Origin of the sequence: Kangiella sediminilitoris, from assembly GCF_001708405.1 — a bacterium.
Classification (GTDB): Bacteria; Pseudomonadota; Gammaproteobacteria; order Enterobacterales; family Kangiellaceae; genus Kangiella; species Kangiella sediminilitoris.
The window spans coordinates 1,103,315-1,123,566 of sequence record NZ_CP012418.1; the positions used below are offsets into that span (position 1 = coordinate 1,103,315).

Here is a 20,252-nt window from a genome sequence, read left to right on the forward strand (position 1 = left end):
GAACTAAAAGTAGAAGTGAGCAAAAGCCGCAATATTATTTCCATCGAACTTAAGAGTAGAGTCACTGTGCTGATAACTAATGTCAGTATAGCGTACACCCCAGCCCCATCTATCGTAGTTATTTTCATACTCCAGAACTAAACCAGTCGTATCGTCAAAGTCTGCTGTACCACTGATATACGGCAGGTCGATATCAAGTTCCGGGTTCATTTCGTGAGTAAAACCACCACCAAAGTAGTGACCATTAACGTTATAGGCTGCTACAAAAGTTAGCGGGAATCTATTAAAAGTTGCATCACCATTAGCTGCGAAGGTTCCGCCTGTCTTGTAACCAGTTGTCCCTTTCAATGCCCAAGTTTCAAAGTCTAAACGAACACCAATATCAACCCAGAAACCTTCTCCAGCATCAACGTCATCAGATGAGCCATCATCAAAACGAATATCTTCAATCATCGTATCGCCACCAAAGGCTAGTCCACCACCCAAAATACCATTGGTTTTCACTTCTGCGTGACTATTGGCCGCAAGACCTAATGTAATTAACAATAATGTTTTTTTCATATTTATATCCATATTTTCCATTTTAAAAGCAGGGCGTATTATAGGTAAACTTTATCAGTTAACAAGCTTGAACTCCTTCCAAATGCCCTCATTAATAGACATAATAGAGGTAACAATGCCAGTATTGATACATTATGAGTAACGAGCGTAAGTTTAATGAAGAAAAAGACCATGGGTTAGCGGTAGCTGAGGCAAAGCCGAAGCTAAAAAAGCCCCCTATGTATAAGGTCATGATTTTAAACGATGATTACACTCCCATGGATTTTGTAGTGGAAGTATTACGGAAGTTTTTTTCTATGGATCAGGATCAGGCTACGCGAGTAATGCTTCAGGTTCATAATGAAGGTCAGGGAGTTTGCGGTATTTATACCCCTGATATTGCGGAAACTAAGGTCGTCCAGGTCAATGAGTTTTCGCGCTCTAATGAGCATCCTTTACTATGTGTAATGGAGCCAGAAGAGGAATAGCTTAAATATGGTCGGCGATTGAGCTGACCTGGCAAGAAGAGGTTATCATGCTTGATAAAGAATTAGAGCGCTCTCTGAATAAGGCTTTTCACCGAGCTAGAGAGTATCGTCATGAGTTCATCACCATTGAGCACTTAATGCTGGCGCTATTGGATAATAAAGATGCAGTAGAGGTGTTAAAGGCCTGTTCGGTCGATCTTTCCAAACTTCGTGACGAGCTGGAGAACTTTGTGGGTAAGACCACACCACAGTTCTCTGAAGACAACGATGAGTATGAAATTCAGCCTACTATCGGTTTTCAGCGTGTATTACAACGTGCGGTATTTCATGTCCAGTCATCTGGAAAAGAATCCGTAAGCGGAGCCAACGTTCTTGTTGCAATGTTCAGTGAACCAGAGTCACAGGCCGTCTATCTGCTTTCCAAACAAGACGTTTCCCGACTCGACGTTGTGAACTTTATTTCACACGGTGTGGCTGATGAAGAAGAGTTTGATACATCAGAAATAGAAGATGATGTTCAACCAGAAGAGTCTGCTGAAGCAAAACCACTTGATCAGTATGCTATAAATCTCAATCAATTAGCCGAAGAGGGCAAAATTGACCCTTTGATTGGTCGAAAGCATGAGGTCGAGAGAGTGGTTCAGATTCTATGCCGTCGTCGAAAAAATAACCCCTTGCTTGTCGGTGATGCCGGTGTCGGTAAAACGGCTATTGCAGAAGGGCTGGCCAAACGAATCGTGGATGAAGATGTACCCGAAGTTATTTCTGATGCAGTAGTATATTCTCTGGATTTAGGTGTTCTACTCGCTGGTACGAAATATCGTGGTGACTTTGAAAAAAGATTAAAAGCAGTTTTAGCACAGCTGAAAAAAGAGCGTCACGCCATCCTTTTTATTGATGAAATTCATACGATTATTGGAGCAGGTGCAGCCTCAGGTGGCACTATGGATGCATCTAACCTTATCAAACCCGTCTTAGCTAACGGTGACTTGCGCTGTATCGGTTCTACGACTTTCCAGGAGTACCGCGGTATTTTTGAAAAGGACCATGCTTTGGCCAGACGTTTTCAGAAAGTAGATGTTAACGAACCCAGCATTTCGGAAACTGTGTCTATTTTGGAAGGTTTAAAAGAACGATATGAGAAACATCATCAGGTTAAGTACACGCCGTCAGCACTGAAGTCAGCTGCTGAGCTCTCTGCAAAATACATCAATGATCGTCAGTTACCTGACAAGGCTATTGATGTGATTGATGAAGCTGGCGCCCGCCAGCGTATACAGCCTGATGAAAATCGTAAAAAAGTTATCGACACCACCGATATTGAACAGGTTATTTCTAAAATAGCTAGAATCCCTGAAAAAACAGTATCGTCTTCTGACAAGAAACTATTACGTAATCTGGATAGAAACCTGAAGATGGTTGTTTTCGGCCAGGATAAGGCTATTGATACATTATCTGAAGCGATTAAATTATCCCGTGCAGGTCTTGGACAAGAGAATCGTCCCGTTGGCTCTTTTCTGTTTGCTGGCCCTACTGGGGTGGGTAAAACGGAGGTTACTCGCCAACTTGCCAAGCTAATGGGGGTTGAATTAATCCGCTTTGATATGTCTGAGTATATGGAGCGACATACTGTGTCGCGTTTGATTGGCGCGCCTCCCGGGTACGTAGGATATGATAAGGGCGGTCTTCTGACAGAAGCCGTTAATAAGAACCCACATGCTGTTGTTCTGCTCGATGAAATTGAAAAAGCTCATCCTGATGTCTTTAATATCTTGCTACAGGTTATGGACCACGGCACTTTGACTGATAATAATGGCCGCAAGGCCGATTTCCGTAATGTTGTTCTTGTGATGACCAGTAATGCTGGCGCTCAGGATCTTATAAGACAGTCTATTGGTTTTAAAGAACAAGATATGTCGCGGAATAATGAGGAGGCGATTAACAAAACATTCTCGCCTGAGTTCCGTAACAGACTGGATGCCATTGTATGGTTCAACTCACTACCGAAAAAAGTCATTTTATCTATCGTCGATAAGTTCCTGACCGAGGTTCAGGGACAGCTGGATGCAAAACAGGTAAATTTACATGTGGATGACGACGCTCGTGAGTGGTTTGCGGAGAATGGCTATGATGTCAATATGGGCGCACGTCCTATGGCTAGACTGATTAGCGATAAGGTAAGAAAACCTCTGGCTAATGAGATATTGTTTGGAGAACTTGTGGATGGGGGCGATGTGTATATTGACCTTAAAGATGGAAATCTGGACATCCACGTTGAGCCATTACGTAAAAAAATAACTCAAAAACAAGGGACAGAGTAGTAGGCCATTCCTTATACAAATAAAAAAAGGTGTTGCTCTTAAGCAACACCTTTTTTTATTCTAACGCCAGGCTGCTAGCCTGCGTTAAAATCTAATTAACGCGCACGGAAGGTAATTCTACCTTTGCTTAGATCGTATGGGCTGATCTCTACTGTTACTTTATCGCCTGTTAAAATACGAATATAATTTTTACGCATTTTTCCCGAAATATGGGCTGTAACAATATGACCATTTTCTAGTTCAACTCGGAACATAGTATTTGGAAGGGTTTCTAATACTTTACCTTCTAATTCAATTACGTCTTCTTTCGCCATCCGGCCAATCTCTCCTGTGCAATTAATTTACAATATGCTTAAAAAATGGGCGTATGATGCACTATTTGGCCCATAATCGCAAAGTATTTTAACACTTTTTAGTTAATCTAAGCTTAACCAGCGTTTGTTCCTAAATACCTCTGCTGGTTTATATTTTACTTTATAATTCATTTTTTGACACCCTTTGACGTAGTACCCGAGGTAACAGTAAGGAAGGTACATTCGCTGACAATATTCTATACTTTTTAGTATGATGAAAACACCCAGGCTTGAGTACTGTGAGCTGGTATCAAAAAAGGAATAAACCGCTGATAGTCCATCATCGAGAACGTCAAGGCAAATAACCGCAACAAGTTTCTCCTCATCTCTAACTTTAAGAAGAATGGTATCGCACCAGTCTGAAAACAAAAAGTCAGTATACTGTCTTTTTGAGGGTGGAAACATATCGCCATCACGGTGCCGAATTTTTATGTAGTCCTCATACAGCTGGTAATCTTCTTCCTTAAACTCGGGAGGCGCCATGCTAACACTCAAGTGTCGATTGTTACGTAATACTCTGCGTTGACTTTTACTCGGTTTAAAATGCTCTGTTAGTACACGATATGCCCAACATGCGGAGCAGCCAGGGCAATGGGGGCGATAAACGTGTTCGCCACTACGTCTAAATCCTTGGCGACTTAACTCTGAATAAAGTTCACTGCTGAGTAGGAGACTGGGGTCAGCAAAAACCGATACGGCAATCTTATTATCCAAGTAGCCACAAGCATGCTCCGGCCCTTTAAAAAGCCGTATGTGTTGTGTGGTTTTTTCCTTGTTACTCATGCTGTTAGAGTACTACTGTTGAAATATATTTGCTACTACCTTAGCGCCAGTCGGTTAAGTCCCTGGGGTTCCACATACCAGTAGGCTGAACCCAGTTGATATGCTTGTCCAGGAGATCTAAAAACTCCACTCTAGGTAGATCAACAGCTCCCATACTATATAGGTGCGGGTTACCAACCTGGCTATCCAGCATGAGAAAGCCCTGACTTTTGAGGTAATGCCCCAAATATACTAATGCGAATTTAGAGGCATTAGCTGCTTGACTAAACATAGATTCGCCAAAGAAAAAGCGACCTATGCTGACACCGTACAAACCGCCTACCAGCTGTTCATTACTCCATACCTCTATGGAGTGGGCGAAGCCCTGCTGGTGCAGGTCGATATAGGCTTGCTTCATTTCAGGCAGAATCCACGTTTCAGGCTGCTTAGCCCTCGGTGCGGCGCAACCCTCGACCACTTCATTGAAGACTTTATTTAAGGTGATGTGATAAGGAGACTTTTTAAGTTCTCTCCTCATAGAACGAGAGATATGAATATTCTCAAGAAAGAAAACACAGCGTGGATCTGGAGACCACCAGAGTATTGGCTCGCCTTCAGAGTACCAGGGGAAAATACCATGACGATAGGCTTCAACTAATCTTGGTAGCGATAGATCGCCTCCTATGGCCAATAAACCGTTAGGTTCCTCTTGTGCAAGATCTGCATCAGGAAATTTAGGAGACTCTCCCAATAAAAAAACTTGGTTGGTCATAAGGTATCGTAATTAGAATTTGTTACAGTTTACTATAAAAGTTGAAATGACTTTAAGGGCTTTGCACATCTCTGTAATCTGAAATATTGGTTAGATGTTATTTTCAATATAATAGGTAATGGTTGGATTAATTATCCCGAGCTCTGACAAAGGGAACTTTATTCCATAAAACTCGGTTTTATTTGCCTCGAGTTCTCCCTGGGAATAAAACACTAAGTCTCATTTTTGTATATCCAAATTGATTTTCTTAGCTAGCTCCCCATAATCTATAGGTGAGTCCGTTACACAGAGTTTATTCATGACCTTTTTCCGTAAAATTCTTGGGCCTGCCCAAAATAAGCCTTCAGAATTGCCCCATATTGAGGGTGAGCAGCTGTATTGCAATTATTTTGAAAAAACCCCTAACTGGGGAGACAGTATCAATAAATATTTGCTTGAAAGAATATCAGGGAAAGATATTAAAGTAGACTCAGGGCGTCAGCATATCCTGGGTGTGGGTAGCATTCTACGTCAGGCCAATAGTAATAGTATTGTCTGGGGATCTGGGTTTATATCTAAGAAGGGTAATATAAAGTGTAAGCCTTTAAAGGTATGTGCAGTACGTGGCCCCCTGACAAGAAAGCTGTTGAGGAAGAAAAAAATTGACGCACCTGAAGTTTATGGTGACCCTGCCTTATTAATGCCTCGGTTTTATTTTCCCAATATAGAAAAACAATACACCCTTGGCGTTGTCCCTCACTACCGAGATAAAGATCATCCATTGCTAAAAAAGTTAGCCAGTGAGGGTGCTAAAATACTGGATATTTCAAAAAGCTCAGAAGCTTTTATTGATGATCTTTTAGAGTGTAAAAATGTTATTTCATCCTCGCTTCACGGTCTTATCGCCTCAGACAGCTACGGTATTCCTAACCAGTGGGTAAAATTTTCAAATGAGTTGACTGGGGGAGGTTTTAAGTTTCAGGATTATTACCATTCTATTGAACAGTATGAGCAGCGACCCATACCGGTTGAAGAGTTAACCAATATGTCGTTAACAGATATTGTTCATCGGTGTCAGCTTAAACCGATTACTTTGGATCTTGATAAGTTACTGCAGGCATTTCCTGCAGCTGAGCGGCAAAAGTAGATAGTTCTTTAGGCTACTTCACCTGTATGACATCGCTCCATCGACTGGTATAGCGTGGGGATCTGGAGTTGCATCGCATAGCCCAGCGCTTTGCGAAGCCCAGGCTGCCAAACTTAATAGTATCCTGCCCATATTTAGCATTAATTGAGTCCAGACTGCTCATGAGTTCTGGGCGTTGAGGAGCTTTATTAAAAATATCGGACTGGTACCCTTTGCTTGGAACTAAACCTAATAGCGTCACACCGGCCTTTTTATAGTGGCATCCTTTTCTGTAGATACCCTGTAATCCCAGTTCAATAGCTTTCAGGAAAAGGCTTGTATCGTCGTTTGGCTCGGTAAAGGTTAGCGTTTTACTTAAGTGCTGACCATCGCGGGTATACAGGAATAGTTGAATGCTGGACGCCAGGGAGGACTGTAGACGTAACTTTTCACAGCATCTTGTTGCATGGTAGGCGAGGGCTTCTTTTAAATCTTTATACTCGGTAATGGTGTTGCCAAAAGAGCGTGAGTTAAGGATTGATTGCTTTGGTTGTGGCAGCTCATCAAAAGCAAGGCAGGGCTGGCCCCTTAGCTCTAAGATAGTTCGCTCCATATTAACCGAGAACATGCGCTGTAGAGTCTTATATTCAGCATTATGCAGCTCCCACGCGCTATTAATACCATGGAGGCGAAGTTTTTGTGAGAGCCGTCGTCCTATACCCCAGACCTGATCAACCCGCATTCGTCTCAGGGCCCACTCCCGGTGTCGTGTGTTGCTTAAGTCAACGACGCCGTGGGTAGATACTTTATGCTTTTTGGCATAGTGATTGGCGACTTTGGCCAGAGTTTTCGTTGGACCCAGACCTATGCAGATGGGGAGGGACAGCCACTCATTCACGGTATCCTTTAAGGTTCTGCAGTATTCGGTCAGATCGTTATTAAAGCCATCAAGCTTAAGAAATGACTCATCCACGGAGTAGGGGGAAACCTTGTCTGCAAACTGGTTTAGAACCCAGTTGAAGCGTTGCGAGATATCGCCGTATAAACCGTAATTTGATGAAAAACACTCGATGCGATGCTTTTTAACCAGGGACTGTATTTGGAAGTAAGGGGCCCCCATTTTTATGCCTAACGATTTTGAGCGATCGCACATAGCGATCGCACAGCCATCATTATTACTCAGTACAATAACCGGTTTATTCTGTAAATCTGGACGGAATAATCGCTCGCAGGCTACATAAAAGCTGTTAACATCACAAAGTGCATAGGTGCTTTCACTCATCGTAAGCTCCGAGCTAAGCCAGTAACCACACCCCAGATCATTAGCTCATGCTCGCCAGTGATCTGAATATTGGGGTAGTCAGGATTTTCAGCTTGCAAAGTCAATGTGTCAGACTTTTTGAGCCGTTTTACTGTAAACTCGTTATCCAGTAAGGCGACCACTATATCACCATCCTTCGCGCTGACGGACCGATCCACTACTAGAATATCACCTTGGAATATACCTGCACCAATCATTGAGTCGCCTTCAACGCGAGCGAAAAACGTTGTGGCCGCATTTTTAATTAATAGCTGATCAAGACTTAACGTTTCTTCCATGTGCTCATCAACAACACCAGGAAAGCCAGCGGATACTCTGCCTGAGTATAGAGGGATATCGGAGTAACTACCCTGGGGCTTTAGTATGGAAACTTTGCTCATGATAATTGGTTCTATTAAGAGGTGTATTATTGAAACAGTTACAGGTTAGCATATTGTCTAAAATTGGTCAGCTAGCTTTGCAAGCCATCCCTCAAGTTTCATTAGGAATAGATCCCTTGGAGTGTAACAAATTGTACAAAACGGATAAAATTCTTCTCAAATGTGAATTGTTCCATTATTATAATTTGGCCGAACGGTTCTATCGGTGAATGAAAGTAATAGGGGAGATTAAAAACAATGACAAAGCAAAATATTATCGCTAAGGCGGTAAAACTTGCTCTTTTTGCCACAGCTTCAGTGGCCTTTTCAACAACAGCTTACGCTGCTGAAGAGGGAGATGATGAGGAGCAACAGGAAGAGCAGGCGGGAGTAGAGGTAATTACAGTTGTAGGCTCGCGTCTGAAAAGAAATAATGTTGAAGGTGCGTCACCTGTATTAATAATTACTAGTGATGACATGAAGGAGCAGGGACACACTACAGTTTACGACGCTCTAAACGATCTAACCATCAACAACGGTATTCAGATTGAAGGTCCAGAGTTTTCCAATGGTTTTACGCCTGATATTCGTACATTAAATATTCGTGGTTTTGGTGTGGGTAACTCGTTAACCTTGATCAATGGTAGACGTGTTGCGAACTACCCAGCAGCGTATCAAGGCTCCAGCTCTGCGGTGAATTTTGGTGCAATTCCACAGGCTGCAATTGAACGCATTGAGGTTCTAAGTGGTGGTGGTTCATCTATTTATGGTTCAGATGCTGTGGCAGGTGTTATTAACATCGTCCTGAAAAATGATGTTGATGAAACAACTCTAAACGTTGTTTATGGTCGCCCTGTAGAAGCTGAAGGTGATGATTACCGTATTGACTTGACCACAGGTGCAGTTTCTGGAAATGGTAATTTCACAATAGGTATATCTTATCGTCAAACGGATCCAATTAGTGCCGGTGACTATGATAAGTACGATTCAAATGATGATTACCCATACCAAGACATCGAGCCATCAACACTAAACTTTGACACGTACGTCCTTGATAGGTTTGCAGGCCAGTTAGTTGATCCGGGTGATCAGTGTGAAAACTTTGGCTCACAGCGTTTCTTGTATTCAGAATCTCTAGGTTACTTGTGTGGCCGTGATAATATTGCGCTAACTAATTTCCGTAACGAACGTGAACAGCTTTCTGTATTTGCGAACGGAACTTATAACGTAGGTGAAACGGAGTTATTTGGTGAACTTCTATATAACTCCAGTGAGTCGACGGTAGACCGTTACAGCATTTTTATTCAAGATCGAATTTATAATGGTTCTGAATACTATACTGTGCTTCGAAGCTTCTATGAAGAGGACTTGCAGCGTTCGCTAGATTCATTCTATGAAGATGATTCATTTAATGTTTCATTCGGTGCCCGTGGCTACATTGGTGAACATGAATGGGAAGCTTCTGTATACCGTAGTCAGTATGAATTAGAAAGTAGCCGTGTACGCTTTAAAGCACAAGAAGCTATTGATGTATTCTTTGGTGACTTCTTTACCTATGTAGGCTCAACACCAGTATTTTTTGGTAACGGCTCATTTGGCTTGTTTGATAACTTGTTCGCACAGATAGATGACTCTAACCGAGATTTGGTTAACAGTGCACTAGGGGTTCAAACCTACGGCAATGAAACATCCTCAACTGGCACCCAGTTCATATTAAGAGGTGACCTATGGGATATGGCTGCTGGGCCTGTATCATACGCCGCTATACTTGAGTATGAAAAACAAGAACTTAAATTTAAACCTGATGAGTTAATTACTCAGCCGCCAGTGTTCCCTTACACTTCTGGTTCAGGCTGGTTAGGTTTAACAGGCTATGATGGTGAAGGTGATAGAGACCGAGTTGCCGTTGGTATGGAAATGAATGTTCCACTACATGAAACATTTGATTTAAATGTTGCGGCTCGAGCTGATAAATATGACAAGGATTCATCGTCAATTGGTACTCGTGTGACACCTTCGATTAAGTATGAATGGCGTCCAACTGACAGCGTCTTATTCCGTGGTGGGTATTCAGAATCTTTCCGTGCACCGGACTTAGTTCAGGTATACAGCCGTACAGGTTTCTATACAACCGTTACGGATTTGTATTCTTGCTGGCAAGGGTTGGGCTCTCCAGACACATTTGATGCAGTGGACGACTGTGTTGGTACTCAAATCTTTGCTCGTCGATTAGGCCCTGGCGAAGTTGGTAATGAGCCCCTTAAAGATGAGACAGGTGATACGCGTTGGGTCGGTTTCGTCTATGATGTTACTGACGACTTAACTTTCCAAGTCGACTGGCAGAAAGTAACACTGGAGGATAGAGTATCTCAGCTATCTACTAGTTCTTTATTGTTCCGTGAGTTTGAGTGTTTAACTGACGGAGTTACAATAACTGGTTCTAGACCATCTCAAGACTTATCAGACATTAACTGTGATCAGGTGTCTAACTTGATTACTCGTGTCTTTAATGAAGATACAGGTGTTGATGAAATTAATTCATTTAACGTTACACCGCGAAATATTTCTGAAGAGTCAGTGGAAACTGTTGATGCGCGTCTATTGTACGGGTTTGATATTGATTATGGTCGCTTTGACTTCCAAATTAACTACTCACACCTACTGAGTCATAAGTTTGACGGAATTGAGTTGAGAGATGATCCAATCCTTGGTGGTTGGGAGCCTCGCACGAAAATTAATGCAACAGCCAAATATACTTATAATGACTTTGGTATGGCATTAACTATGTTACGAGAAGGCTCGACAACGGTTTATGACCCTGGTCATCCATTAGTGCAGGACGGTACCCTGAGTGATCGAGTTCCTCCGCATTTCCGTTATAATTTGACCACTAGTTATAACTGGTCTTCGGACTTCCGTACTCGCCTTACAATACGTGACTTGTTCGACAATGGAGCTCCTAGAGATAGAACCATTGGTCCTAACGCATTCCCATGGTACAACAACTTTGTATATGGTGGTGCTGGTATTGGCCGAGAGGTTTATTTAGAAGCAACCTATCGATTTTAGTCGATAAAAGAAAAGCCCTGCTCAGCAGGGCTTTTTTGAATACTTATAATAATCATACAAATAGTTACATTAATGGATGAATAAATGACAAAGTTAAAAAGCTTACTACTGGTTTTATTACTTTTTCCAATTGTTTCGAATGCTGAAATAACTGTAGAGGACTTTTTTAAGTATAGACAAGCCGATAGCTTAAAATTATCGCCAGATGGAAGATACTTGGCTGTTAGGGGGGAAGTTTCAGGTAAAAGAGAAGTTTATATCCTGGATCGAAAGACAAAAGAGATTAAGCAACGATTTTTCTTTCCTCAAGATTATGAAGCAGGTACTTTTTACTGGGTGTCTGATAAACGGTTAGTTGTAGGCCGTAATAAGAAAGTGGGCCCCTTAGACCTTCCTGCTCAAACAGGTTATTACTTTGGTGGAGATGTTGATGGTTCTGATAAGTACCAAATTTGGCCTCCAAGGAATAAGGCTGGTGCTTCTACCTCTCTTCCGAAGGGCTTTAGAGTTGTAGATACTTTGGACAGTGACGAAGATACTGTTCTGACCGTCATGTATGAAAGAGGATATCCAGGACTTTATGAGTTTGATGTTTACTCAAGCCGCTATAGAAAAATTGATACTGGCGCAGTCAAGGGTGGCAGTATACTTATAGGAGGTGACAACAAAGCTTATGTCAGTATTGGTGTTGACGAAGATAATCAGGATTTAATTCTACTCTATTTAAAAAATTCAGAAGGGAGCTGGGAGAAATTCGCTGAGTTTGAACGTGAAGATGGGATGATAAGCCCCCTTCAGGTCTACGATAATGACAGTAAGCTGATGGTTTTCTCTGATGTAGAAGAGGGAAAGGCAGGGATTTACTCTATTGATTTAAAAACAAAAGAGAAAGCTCCACTTCATATTTTAAAAGGTGATGCCAGTGTCGAAGATTATATTTATGAGTTCAGTTACAACTCACCAAAAATCGTAGGAGTAGAGCGCCAACCAAATTATCCTGAGTCAACATTCTTTGATAAGGATTCTAAGGTATATGCGATTCAGTCAACTTTAGAAAGTGCCTTTCCCGATAAAGTCGTTGATATTAGCCGACCTACACGAGATAACCGTTTTGCAATAGTGCGAGTATCTAACGATCAAGATGCTGGTTCATTTTATTTATTTGATGCTAAGACGAATAAATTGTCTTTCGAAATGAAAAGCTTCCCTTGGATCGACGCTGACCAATTAGGTTTAAGACACCCAGTATCATTCAAGGCGAGAGATGGTTTAGAAATTAGGGGATACCTAACACTGCCAAAAGGGAAAGAAAAAAACTTACCGATGGTAGTTCTGGTTCATGGAGGGCCTTATGGTGTCTACGATCGCTGGTACTATGATTCTGAAGCACAGTTTTATGCCTACAATGGCTATGCAGTGTTACAGGTTAACTATCGCGGCTCTGGTGGAAGAGGGCGTAACTTCGAGTTCCCTTACTATCAGCAAATGGGTCGTGAAATGCAGGATGACTTAACTGATGCTACTCTGTGGGCTATTGATAAGGGAATAGCTGATAAAGATCGAGTCTGTATCGCTGGCGCTAGCTACGGAGCATACGCTGCACTGATGGGTGTGGTGAAGGAACCTGATTTGTACCAGTGCGCTATAGGTTACGCTGGAGCTTATGACATTGAGGTATTTAAATACTCTGATATTTATGAGCGAGAAAGCGGTAGAGAGTTTCTAAATGAAGCATGGGGCTATGATAATGCTGAATTTGCTTATGAACGCTCCCCTGTGAACTTTGTTGACAAGATTAAAGCTAATTTGTTGTTGATTCATGGTACTGGTGATAGAAGAACACCAATTGAGCATTATGAAGTTCTAACAGAGAAGCTGGAAGAAAGTAATATTGCTTATGAGTCTTTGGTTAAGCCAAATGAAGGGCATGGTTTTGCAGATGAAGATAACCGTATTGAGGCATATACTAAAATGCTTGAGTTTCTCAACAGCAATCTGAAAAAGTAATGTCATAAGGACTCGTCAGAATAAAAAGCCGCATACAGCGGCTTTTTTTCTAGAAAACACACTTCAAGCAAGGTGTTTTGCATGAAAATTCGAGTATCCTTCAATAAATCACTAATGAAATAGCGGTTATGAACGCACCCTTCATGTTCACGATAAGAAAGTGGATAGTTTGCATATTTAGCTTCATCACTACGTTTCGTGGGTTTAACTGCTCGATAAGAAAATCGTAAGCTAAACCTTGTGCAATCAACAATCGGAAAAATTTTGGAGGAAACAATTTAACTTTTTAATATAGTTCTTATAATAGTGCAGTCTCTGTCAACGTCCCCATCGATTAACAGGATAAATCATGGGCCTCCTAAGCCTAAGCTCCTGGTTCGAGTCCAGGTGGGGACGCCACTTCTTGCTTTTAGCTTCTTATGCTATAACAATGGTCATATTGATTGTTTAAGGATAGAAGCTTATGAAATTTTTAAAACTATTCGTCTCGTTATTAGTAGTTCTGCCTCTAGTTTTCTCATGCCGAGAACAAAAAGTAGAAACTGTCTCTGATAACTTACCCCGTGATTTTACATTGAGTGCCGGGGAACATGTATTAGTAAACGATATTGATTTTCAATTCGAACGTGTTGCTGAGGATTATCGTTGTCCAAAAGGCACCCAGTGCAACCAAGCTGGGGCGGCAAAAGTCTTAGTTAATTACACTGTGAAGAATAAACCAATTCAACAGGCATTATTAATTGGTGTTACCGACATACCAGAAAGTAAACTGGTGGTTGGAGATACTCAATTTCTCCTCGCTTATTTGAAACCAAGCCCGGCAGCTAATATAAAAATTGATCCTGCCAGCTATGAAGCACATTTCATTGTATACAAAGAAGGTGATCTTTCTGATGCCACGGTTATTGACGTTCGCACAAAGGCTGAATATCAGCAGGGTCACTATGCAGATGCAACCTTACTTCCTCTGGCGACGTTAACTGAAAATATTGATTCGTTAAAATTAGACAAATCTGATCAGATTGTAGTCTATTGTAGAAGTGGAAACCGAGCAGGTAAAGCGAAAGTGGCTTTAGAGAAACTTGGCTATACCAATGTTATTAATGGTGTTAATCAGGATATTACAGGATACGTCACTCAATAAGGACTAATAGGATGTGTTATGGGTAAAGTTATTGGTCTGGGCGGGGTGTTTTTTAAATCTAAAAACCGAAAGTCTCTAGCGGCATGGTATCGTGACACCCTAGGCCTTGAAATAGATCCAAGTTATGGTGGAACTCATTTCATGCAAGCCAATGCACCTAAGAATGCCTACACTGTCTGGAGTCCATTTACTGACAATACGGATTATTTTCAGCCTTCAAGCAAAGAGTTCATGATTAACTTTATTGTGGATAATGTCGATGAATGCCTCACTCAGGTGGTTAGAAATGGAGGTCAAACAGTTGGTAACAAAACTGAGGATGAGTTCGGGATTTTCGGTTGGTTTATGGACCCTGAAGGAAACAAGATTGAGCTGTGGCAACCCAATAAATAAGGGCAGTTTACTGCCCTTATAATAGTTAGTGATTATAACTGGGTTATTCTACCGTAATACTCCGGTCTTCGGTCTCTAAACAGTCCCCACGAGGCTCTGTCTTTTGCCTGAGCATCCAGATCAAATTGGTGGATAATCACGCCTTTGCTGGACTTATCCATTTCTACGACTTTATCGCCAAAATGATTGGTTATAAAAGAGGAACCGTAGAAGGTAAGCTCGCAGCTTTGACCTTGCTCTGTTCCTATTCGGTTAGATGCGATAACCGGAACCATATTGGCGCCACTATGACCCTGCATAACTCTTTGCCAGTGCCCACTTGAATCCCATGTTGGATCCTGGGGCTCGGTACCAATAGCGGTGGGGTAGAAGAGAGCTTCGGCACCCTTCAAAGTCATAATGCGAGCCGCTTCGGGAAACCATTGATCCCAGCAAATTGCCGCGCCAAAGCGTCCAAACCTGGTATCCCACACTTTAAAGCCGGTATCACCAGGACTAAAATAAAACTTTTCCTGATATCCGGGACCATCTGGGATATGCATCTTACGATAATTATCCAGAATTGAACCGTCAGCATCAATCATAGCCAAAGAGTTGAAGTAGGCATTATCTGAGCGTTCAAAGTAACTGATGGGTAGGACCACCCCGAGGCGTTTGGCTACGGTCTTAAAATGCTGTAAAACACGGCTAGTATTATAAGATTCTGCCCAATCAAAGTATTTTGGATCCTGATCCTTACACCAATAGTATCCTGCAAATAACTCCTGGAGCAAAATAACTTGCGCACCACGTTCAGCGGCCTCCTGGACTAGGCTTTCTGCAATCGATATATTTTCATCGAAGTTATCTGTAACAGCAAATTGAGTAGCTGAAAAAGTAACGTTTCTCATGATGTTAACTCTTTATTAGGCAATTATATTGCCGGTTGTTGCATGGTGATGCAGTGTATGCCACCACCACCGATAATTATTTCATTCGCATTGACTTGAGAGACAGTGCGTTTTGGAAATAATTCCTGAATCAAGCTTCTTGCTTCGTCATCTTGCGAACACCCAAAGCTGGGTATGATGATCTGCTCATTAGCCACATAAAAATTAATATAAGATAAAGGTAAACGCTTACCGTTATAGTAGCGCGGTTCTGGCTCATGGATTTCAATAAGTTCAAAACCATGATCCTTTATGACGCCACTGTTGTTGTTATAAATGTCAGCATTTTCACTATCAGAGTGATTAACCCTCTGGCTTAGTACTCTATGTTCATCGATAAAGCAGGCAATATTGTCGACATGACCATCAGTATCCTCATCTCCATATAATCCCTGTGGTAACCATATCATTTTTTCGGCACCGAACACTTCAAGTAATCTGTTTTCTAGTGCCTGCTTGCTTATCGCAGGGTTCCGGTTAGGGTTCAGCAAGCACTCTTCAGTTGTCATCAAGGTTCCTGCGCCATTACCATGTATCGCGCCACCTTCTAAAACAAAGTTCTGTTCCGAGAAAGGGTCCCCAACTTTATCAATGATAAAATCAGCAACTCCTGCATCATTAGCATAAGGATAAAATTTTTCGCCCCAGGCGTTAAACATAAACCTTAGGGCTTTTGCTTTCTCTTCATGTGATATCCATATCGGAGAAAAATCTCTTGCCCAGCTATCATCCAGCGGATATTCAAATACTTCTACGTTTTCGCTTAGAATCTTTTTAGCAAAGCGTAAATGCTCCTTCCTAATCAACATACAAACGGGCTCGGATTCCGAAATAGTATTGGCTACTTCAGCAAAAGCCCGCTGAGCTGTTTCAAGGCCATTTATCCAGATTGACTGACGACAGGGCCATGCCATCCAGGTCGCCTTATGAGGCTCCCACTCAGCGGGCCAGCGCCTATTTTCTTGAGATGCCATAACTAGTCCTCAAGATAGCTGTAGCCATAGATTCCTTCCCGTAGCTCTGCCAGATATTGGCGCTGCTGCGTGAGCTCCAGGTTACTCGCTTTCAGTTGGCGACGATAGGACTCCAGCAGTGATTTAGCATCGAAATCTACATAATCAAGTAACTCATCAACCCCTGAACCATAATCTGTCCCATAGATATCCAGTTCACCTTGCTCTGTAACTCTTAAATCTATGGTATGGGTGTCCCCGAACAGGTTATGCATATCGCCAAGGATTTCTTGGTAGGCACCTACAAGAAAGAATCCAAGTAAATATTCTTCTCCATGCGTATATTGTGGAAGCTGGATTGTTGAGGTGATTCCAAAGTTATTGACATATTGATCCAATACTCCATCACTATCACAGGTTATGTCCTGAATGATGGCGCTCTCAGTCGGTTCTTTGTCTAAGCCCTGTAAAGGCATAACTGGGAATATTTGATCGATAGCCCAGGCATCGGGTAAAGACTGAAAAATCGAAAAGTTTACAAAGTATTTACTGGCTAACTGTTCATTTAATTGAGCCAATATATTTTCCTGCTCTTGTGTTTCAGGCTGTAATCGTTGCTTTATAGCCATTAACACCAGGCGGTGTAGGCGCTCAGCGATAGCTCTTTCAGAAAGGCTAAGAACTTGATGGCTGAACATACCTTGGGCTTCATTTAGGTAGTAGCCTGCATCATGATGTGCTTGTATAAGTCGGGCGTTATCCCCCTGTAGGCTATCCTGATAGGTTACCCAAAGGTTGTGCAGTACAGTGGCACATTCATCCTGGGGTTTGCTGATATCGTGTTGTACAGGTGATTCTGCATCGATAACGTTCGCGACCAGTACAGCGTGATGAGCTGTTAGTGCTCGTCCAGACTCTGTAATGATATTTGGATGAGGTAAATTTTGCGAGATGGACACCTCATGAAATGCAGCTACTACATTATGAGCATACTCTTCAAGCGAGTAGTTCATTGAGCAGTGGCTTTGACTTCTTGTACCTTCATAGTCGACACCAAGGCCGCCGCCAACATCTACAGTTTTAATCGGTGCGCCTAACTGCTGTAGCTCAGCAAAAAAACGAGCACATTCTTTTAGAGCGTTCCGGATGTCATGAATAGAAGTGATTTGCGAACCTAGGTGAAAATGCAGTAGCTGGAAAATATCCAGTTGATCATTATCAATAAGCGTCTCTACCAGTCGAAGAATTTGGCTGGCCGATAAGCCAAATTTAGAGTGATCGCCACCAGAGGTTTGCCATTTTGATTCACCTTTAGAAGCCAGTCTCGCACGCACACCTATGGTAGGTTTAATCCCCATTACTTTGGATTCTTCTAGAAGTAGATGAAGCTCCGACAGTTTCTCAATAACGATATAAACGGTATGACCCAGCTTGCTACCAATTAATGCTGCGCGAAGATATTCCCGGTCTTTATAGCCGTTACAAACAATAGTTGAATTGGTATTTTCTGACATTGCCAGAACTGCCATTAATTCGGGCTTGCTACCAGCCTCTAAACCAATTTGTTTTTGTTGCTTATCAATCTTGGCCTGACTTTTAACTATTTCTTCAACTACTCGTCGCTGTTGATTGACTTTAATCGGATAGCAGATGGTGTAGTAGCCGTTGTAGTCAAACTCATCAATAGCTTTATTGAAAGCCTGGCAAAGACTATTTACACGATGGTGAATAATGTCTCCAAATCGTAAAAGAGCTGGCATCTGGAAGCCCCGCGCTTTTAACTCCTGACAAATAGATGACAAAGTGAACTGGAGCTCGGGTTTCGTTTTATCAGGTGAAACGGTCAGATCGCCTTGCTGATTAAGATCAAAAAAACCATCGCTCCAATAGGGCAGATTATAATAGGCTTTCGCCTGATCAACTGACCAGCTTGTATTTGTATTAGCAGTCATTTATTGCTATCTCTCCATCGCCATGCTCTAAAGTATAGACGCTACAGCGTTAATAAAACAGTTGGATTAACTAATCCACCAGGTACAAAAAAGGCGGTGCCTTAGCCCGCCTTTTTGCAATCTTTCTAATCGCACCTTCAATTGAGGGCATCGATGACGTATTGGGGCAGAGCAAAACTGGCTACATGAAGCTCCGGTGTGTAGTACCGTGTCTTCATATTAGCCTGGCTAAATCGCTCACGAATTTGCTCGACGGACTTTTGTCTCAAGCTAATATCATCGGTACCCCAGGCAAGTGTCATAATGCCGCCGACATAAGTTGGTACGGGGGCTGCATAAAACCAGCGATCCTTAAATAATCCTTCGAAACGATTATAAGTTGTCTGAACTTCCTCTATCTGCATAAAGCTAACGCCATTCTGAGTGGCTAAAATACCGCCGTCAGTGAGACTGTTTTTACAACCTTGGTAGAAGCGGGAACTGAACAACACTTCGCCAGGTCCTTCAGGATCGGTAGAGTCAGAGATGATGACATCAAACTTTTCTTTATTATTGATGATAAAGTCAACGCCATCATCGATAACCAGGTTTACCCTGGGATCATCAAAAGCTCCATCAGAATGTTTAGGGAAGTATTTTTTACACATGTCTACCACGGCTTGATCAATTTCTACCATAGTCACATGTTGTACTTCAGGGTGACGTAATACCTCACGCAATATGCCGCCATCACCACCACCTATGATGAGCACTCGATTAGCCTCCCCGTGCGCAAAAAGTGGAACGTGGGTTAGCATCTCATGGTAGATGAACTCATCTTTTTCGGTAGTCTGTATAACACCATCCAACGCCATAACACGCCCAAACTGATCGTTATTAAATATAATCAGATGCTGGTGCTCTGTTTTGCTCTCAAACAGAATTTCATCAACAATGAAGCTCTGCCCATAGCTTTTATACAAAGTTTCGATAAAACGTTTGCTCATAAGGTACTTTGGTTCTTATTTATTAATTGTGCACTTCGCCACGTAAAATTTCTTTCACCGACACTTCTGATGGTAAGAACGCTTTACGAAGAATTTCCGTAGCTTTATGTGGTTCTGCGTCGCCACACATAAATACGTCAAATGCCGCATAGTCACGTTCAGGCCAGGTATGAACACTGATGTGTGATTCTGCTAGTACAGCAACACCAGAAATACCACCGTTAGGCGTAAAGTGATGCATGTGAATATGGAGCAGGGTAGCACCACATTCAATTACAGCTTCGCGGAAAGCTTGCTCCATTACTTGTAAGTCATCAAGTTTGGAAGCACCCCACAAATCAATAATAAGGTGTGTACCAGCAAACTGCTTGCCGTCTCTTTGGATGAAATGATCGTTTCGCTCATCGTTCTCATTGACGTTTTTAAAAGAAGGCCACTGAGTTTCTGTTGCGCCAGTAGGATCAATCTCTTGGTTATAGTCGAAGTCTTTATACACTTCTTTAATCTCCTCTCATGGGGAAGCCATAAACAAGCTTGTACATGTATTTTCTGGGGGCGTAACGACAGAAACTTCCCAGACCTACTGAGCAGGCTAATTTTCGTTATAGTTCAACGGGTTATCGACATTGTCTCAAGTGCTTTAATTGAGTTGACCGAGACTTATTAACCAGCACAATTTAGACTGTGCTTTATACGCTTTTTTGCTGAAAATGCAACACTTTTCGTTGAAAATATGTATAAAAAACATACAGGGATATTTTTTTCCTTTTAAAGGCCGTTACCACTGAAGTTGAGAAC

At 42.0% G+C, this 20,252-nt stretch carries 18 protein-coding genes and 1 tRNA gene; 8 read left to right on the forward strand and 11 right to left on the reverse strand.

Annotation, left to right across the window (positions count from 1 at the left end; translation table 11 throughout):
- Nucleotides 1-3: 3 nt before the first annotated feature.
- On the reverse strand, nt 4-561 hold the full coding sequence (locus KS2013_RS05175) for a hypothetical protein (protein WP_228703752.1): 558 nt from the start codon (nt 559-561) through the stop codon (nt 4-6).
- A gap of 134 nt (nt 562-695) precedes the next feature.
- Between KS2013_RS05175 and clpS the strand changes: the two genes are divergently transcribed.
- Nucleotides 696-1,028 (forward strand): ATP-dependent Clp protease adapter ClpS, encoded by a 333-nt coding sequence (clpS, locus tag KS2013_RS05180; protein ID WP_068990725.1) that lies wholly within the window; start codon nt 696-698, stop codon nt 1,026-1,028.
- Between the two features lie 47 nt (nt 1,029-1,075).
- Complete coding sequence (gene clpA, locus KS2013_RS05185; RefSeq protein ID WP_068990731.1) at nt 1,076-3,349, forward strand: ATP-dependent Clp protease ATP-binding subunit ClpA; 2,274 nt, start codon at nt 1,076-1,078, stop codon at nt 3,347-3,349.
- A 95-nt stretch (nt 3,350-3,444) separates the two neighbouring features.
- Here the strand turns inward: clpA and infA are convergent, their stop codons facing one another.
- The 3 genes from infA to aat all read right to left on the reverse strand — a co-directional run bounded on the left by infA (nt 3,445) and on the right by aat (nt 5,236).
- The gene (gene infA / locus KS2013_RS05190) at nt 3,445-3,663 is read right to left on the reverse strand and encodes a translation initiation factor IF-1 (protein ID WP_046561074.1); all 219 of its coding nucleotides are present in this window, start codon (nt 3,661-3,663) and stop codon (nt 3,445-3,447) included.
- A gap of 102 nt (nt 3,664-3,765) precedes the next feature.
- Nucleotides 3,766-4,485 carry an arginyltransferase gene (locus KS2013_RS05195; protein WP_068990732.1) on the reverse strand — a complete coding sequence of 240 codons (720 nt, stop codon included), beginning with the start codon at nt 4,483-4,485 and terminating at the stop codon, nt 3,766-3,768.
- Between the two features lie 40 nt (nt 4,486-4,525).
- Nucleotides 4,526-5,236 carry a leucyl/phenylalanyl-tRNA--protein transferase gene (gene aat, locus KS2013_RS05200; protein WP_068990733.1) on the reverse strand — a complete coding sequence of 237 codons (711 nt, stop codon included), beginning with the start codon at nt 5,234-5,236 and terminating at the stop codon, nt 4,526-4,528.
- Between the two features lie 298 nt (nt 5,237-5,534).
- Here aat and KS2013_RS05205 point away from each other — a divergent pair, with 298 nt between their 5' ends.
- Nucleotides 5,535-6,362: a polysaccharide pyruvyl transferase family protein gene (locus tag KS2013_RS05205; protein ID WP_068990736.1), complete on the forward strand. Its 828-nt coding sequence runs from the start codon at nt 5,535-5,537 to the stop codon at nt 6,360-6,362.
- 13 nt (nt 6,363-6,375) lie between these two features.
- Here the strand turns inward: KS2013_RS05205 and KS2013_RS05210 are convergent, their stop codons facing one another.
- Nucleotides 6,376-7,623, reverse strand: coding sequence for a Y-family DNA polymerase (locus KS2013_RS05210; RefSeq protein ID WP_068990739.1), 1,248 nt, complete (start codon nt 7,621-7,623; stop codon nt 6,376-6,378).
- Nucleotides 7,620-8,042 carry a LexA family protein gene (locus KS2013_RS05215; protein WP_068990746.1) on the reverse strand — a complete coding sequence of 141 codons (423 nt, stop codon included), beginning with the start codon at nt 8,040-8,042 and terminating at the stop codon, nt 7,620-7,622. The genes KS2013_RS05210 and KS2013_RS05215 overlap by 4 nt, the downstream gene beginning before the upstream one ends.
- Nucleotides 8,043-8,279: 237 nt before the next feature.
- Between KS2013_RS05215 and KS2013_RS05220 the strand changes: the two genes are divergently transcribed.
- The 5 genes from KS2013_RS05220 (at nt 8,280) to KS2013_RS05240 (ending at nt 14,634) form a co-directional block, all read left to right on the forward strand.
- A complete protein-coding gene (locus tag KS2013_RS05220; protein WP_068990749.1) occupies nt 8,280-11,090 on the forward strand; it encodes a TonB-dependent receptor plug domain-containing protein in 2,811 nt (936 codons plus the stop codon).
- Between the two features lie 84 nt (nt 11,091-11,174).
- Nucleotides 11,175-13,097, forward strand: a complete 1,923-nt coding sequence (locus KS2013_RS05225) for an alpha/beta hydrolase family protein (protein ID WP_068990754.1) — start codon at nt 11,175-11,177, stop codon at nt 13,095-13,097.
- Between the two features lie 323 nt (nt 13,098-13,420).
- Nucleotides 13,421-13,496: transfer RNA gene (locus KS2013_RS05230), tRNA-Arg, on the forward strand.
- Nucleotides 13,497-13,560: 64 nt separating this feature from the next.
- The gene (locus tag KS2013_RS05235) at nt 13,561-14,241 is read left to right on the forward strand and encodes a rhodanese-like domain-containing protein (protein WP_068990755.1); all 681 of its coding nucleotides are present in this window, start codon (nt 13,561-13,563) and stop codon (nt 14,239-14,241) included.
- An 18-nt stretch (nt 14,242-14,259) separates the two neighbouring features.
- A complete protein-coding gene (locus tag KS2013_RS05240; RefSeq protein WP_068990758.1) occupies nt 14,260-14,634 on the forward strand; it encodes a VOC family protein in 375 nt (124 codons plus the stop codon).
- Between the two features lie 32 nt (nt 14,635-14,666).
- Here the strand turns inward: KS2013_RS05240 and aguB are convergent, their stop codons facing one another.
- From aguB to speD, 5 genes are all read right to left on the reverse strand, one after another.
- Nucleotides 14,667-15,527, reverse strand: a complete 861-nt coding sequence (aguB, locus tag KS2013_RS05245; RefSeq protein WP_068990761.1) for an N-carbamoylputrescine amidase — start codon at nt 15,525-15,527, stop codon at nt 14,667-14,669.
- Nucleotides 15,528-15,547: 20 nt separating this feature from the next.
- Entirely contained in the window at nt 15,548-16,537 is a 990-nt protein-coding gene (locus tag KS2013_RS05250) for an agmatine deiminase family protein (RefSeq protein WP_068990763.1), read from the reverse strand.
- A gap of 2 nt (nt 16,538-16,539) precedes the next feature.
- Nucleotides 16,540-18,468, reverse strand: a complete 1,929-nt coding sequence (gene speA, locus KS2013_RS05255; RefSeq protein WP_068990767.1) for a biosynthetic arginine decarboxylase — start codon at nt 18,466-18,468, stop codon at nt 16,540-16,542.
- 137 nt (nt 18,469-18,605) lie between these two features.
- On the reverse strand, nt 18,606-19,454 hold the full coding sequence (gene speE / locus KS2013_RS05260; protein WP_068990769.1) for a polyamine aminopropyltransferase: 849 nt from the start codon (nt 19,452-19,454) through the stop codon (nt 18,606-18,608).
- Between the two features lie 22 nt (nt 19,455-19,476).
- Entirely contained in the window at nt 19,477-19,950 is a 474-nt protein-coding gene (speD, locus tag KS2013_RS05265; protein WP_068990773.1) for an adenosylmethionine decarboxylase, read from the reverse strand.
- Between the last annotated feature and the right edge of the window lie 302 nt (nt 19,951-20,252).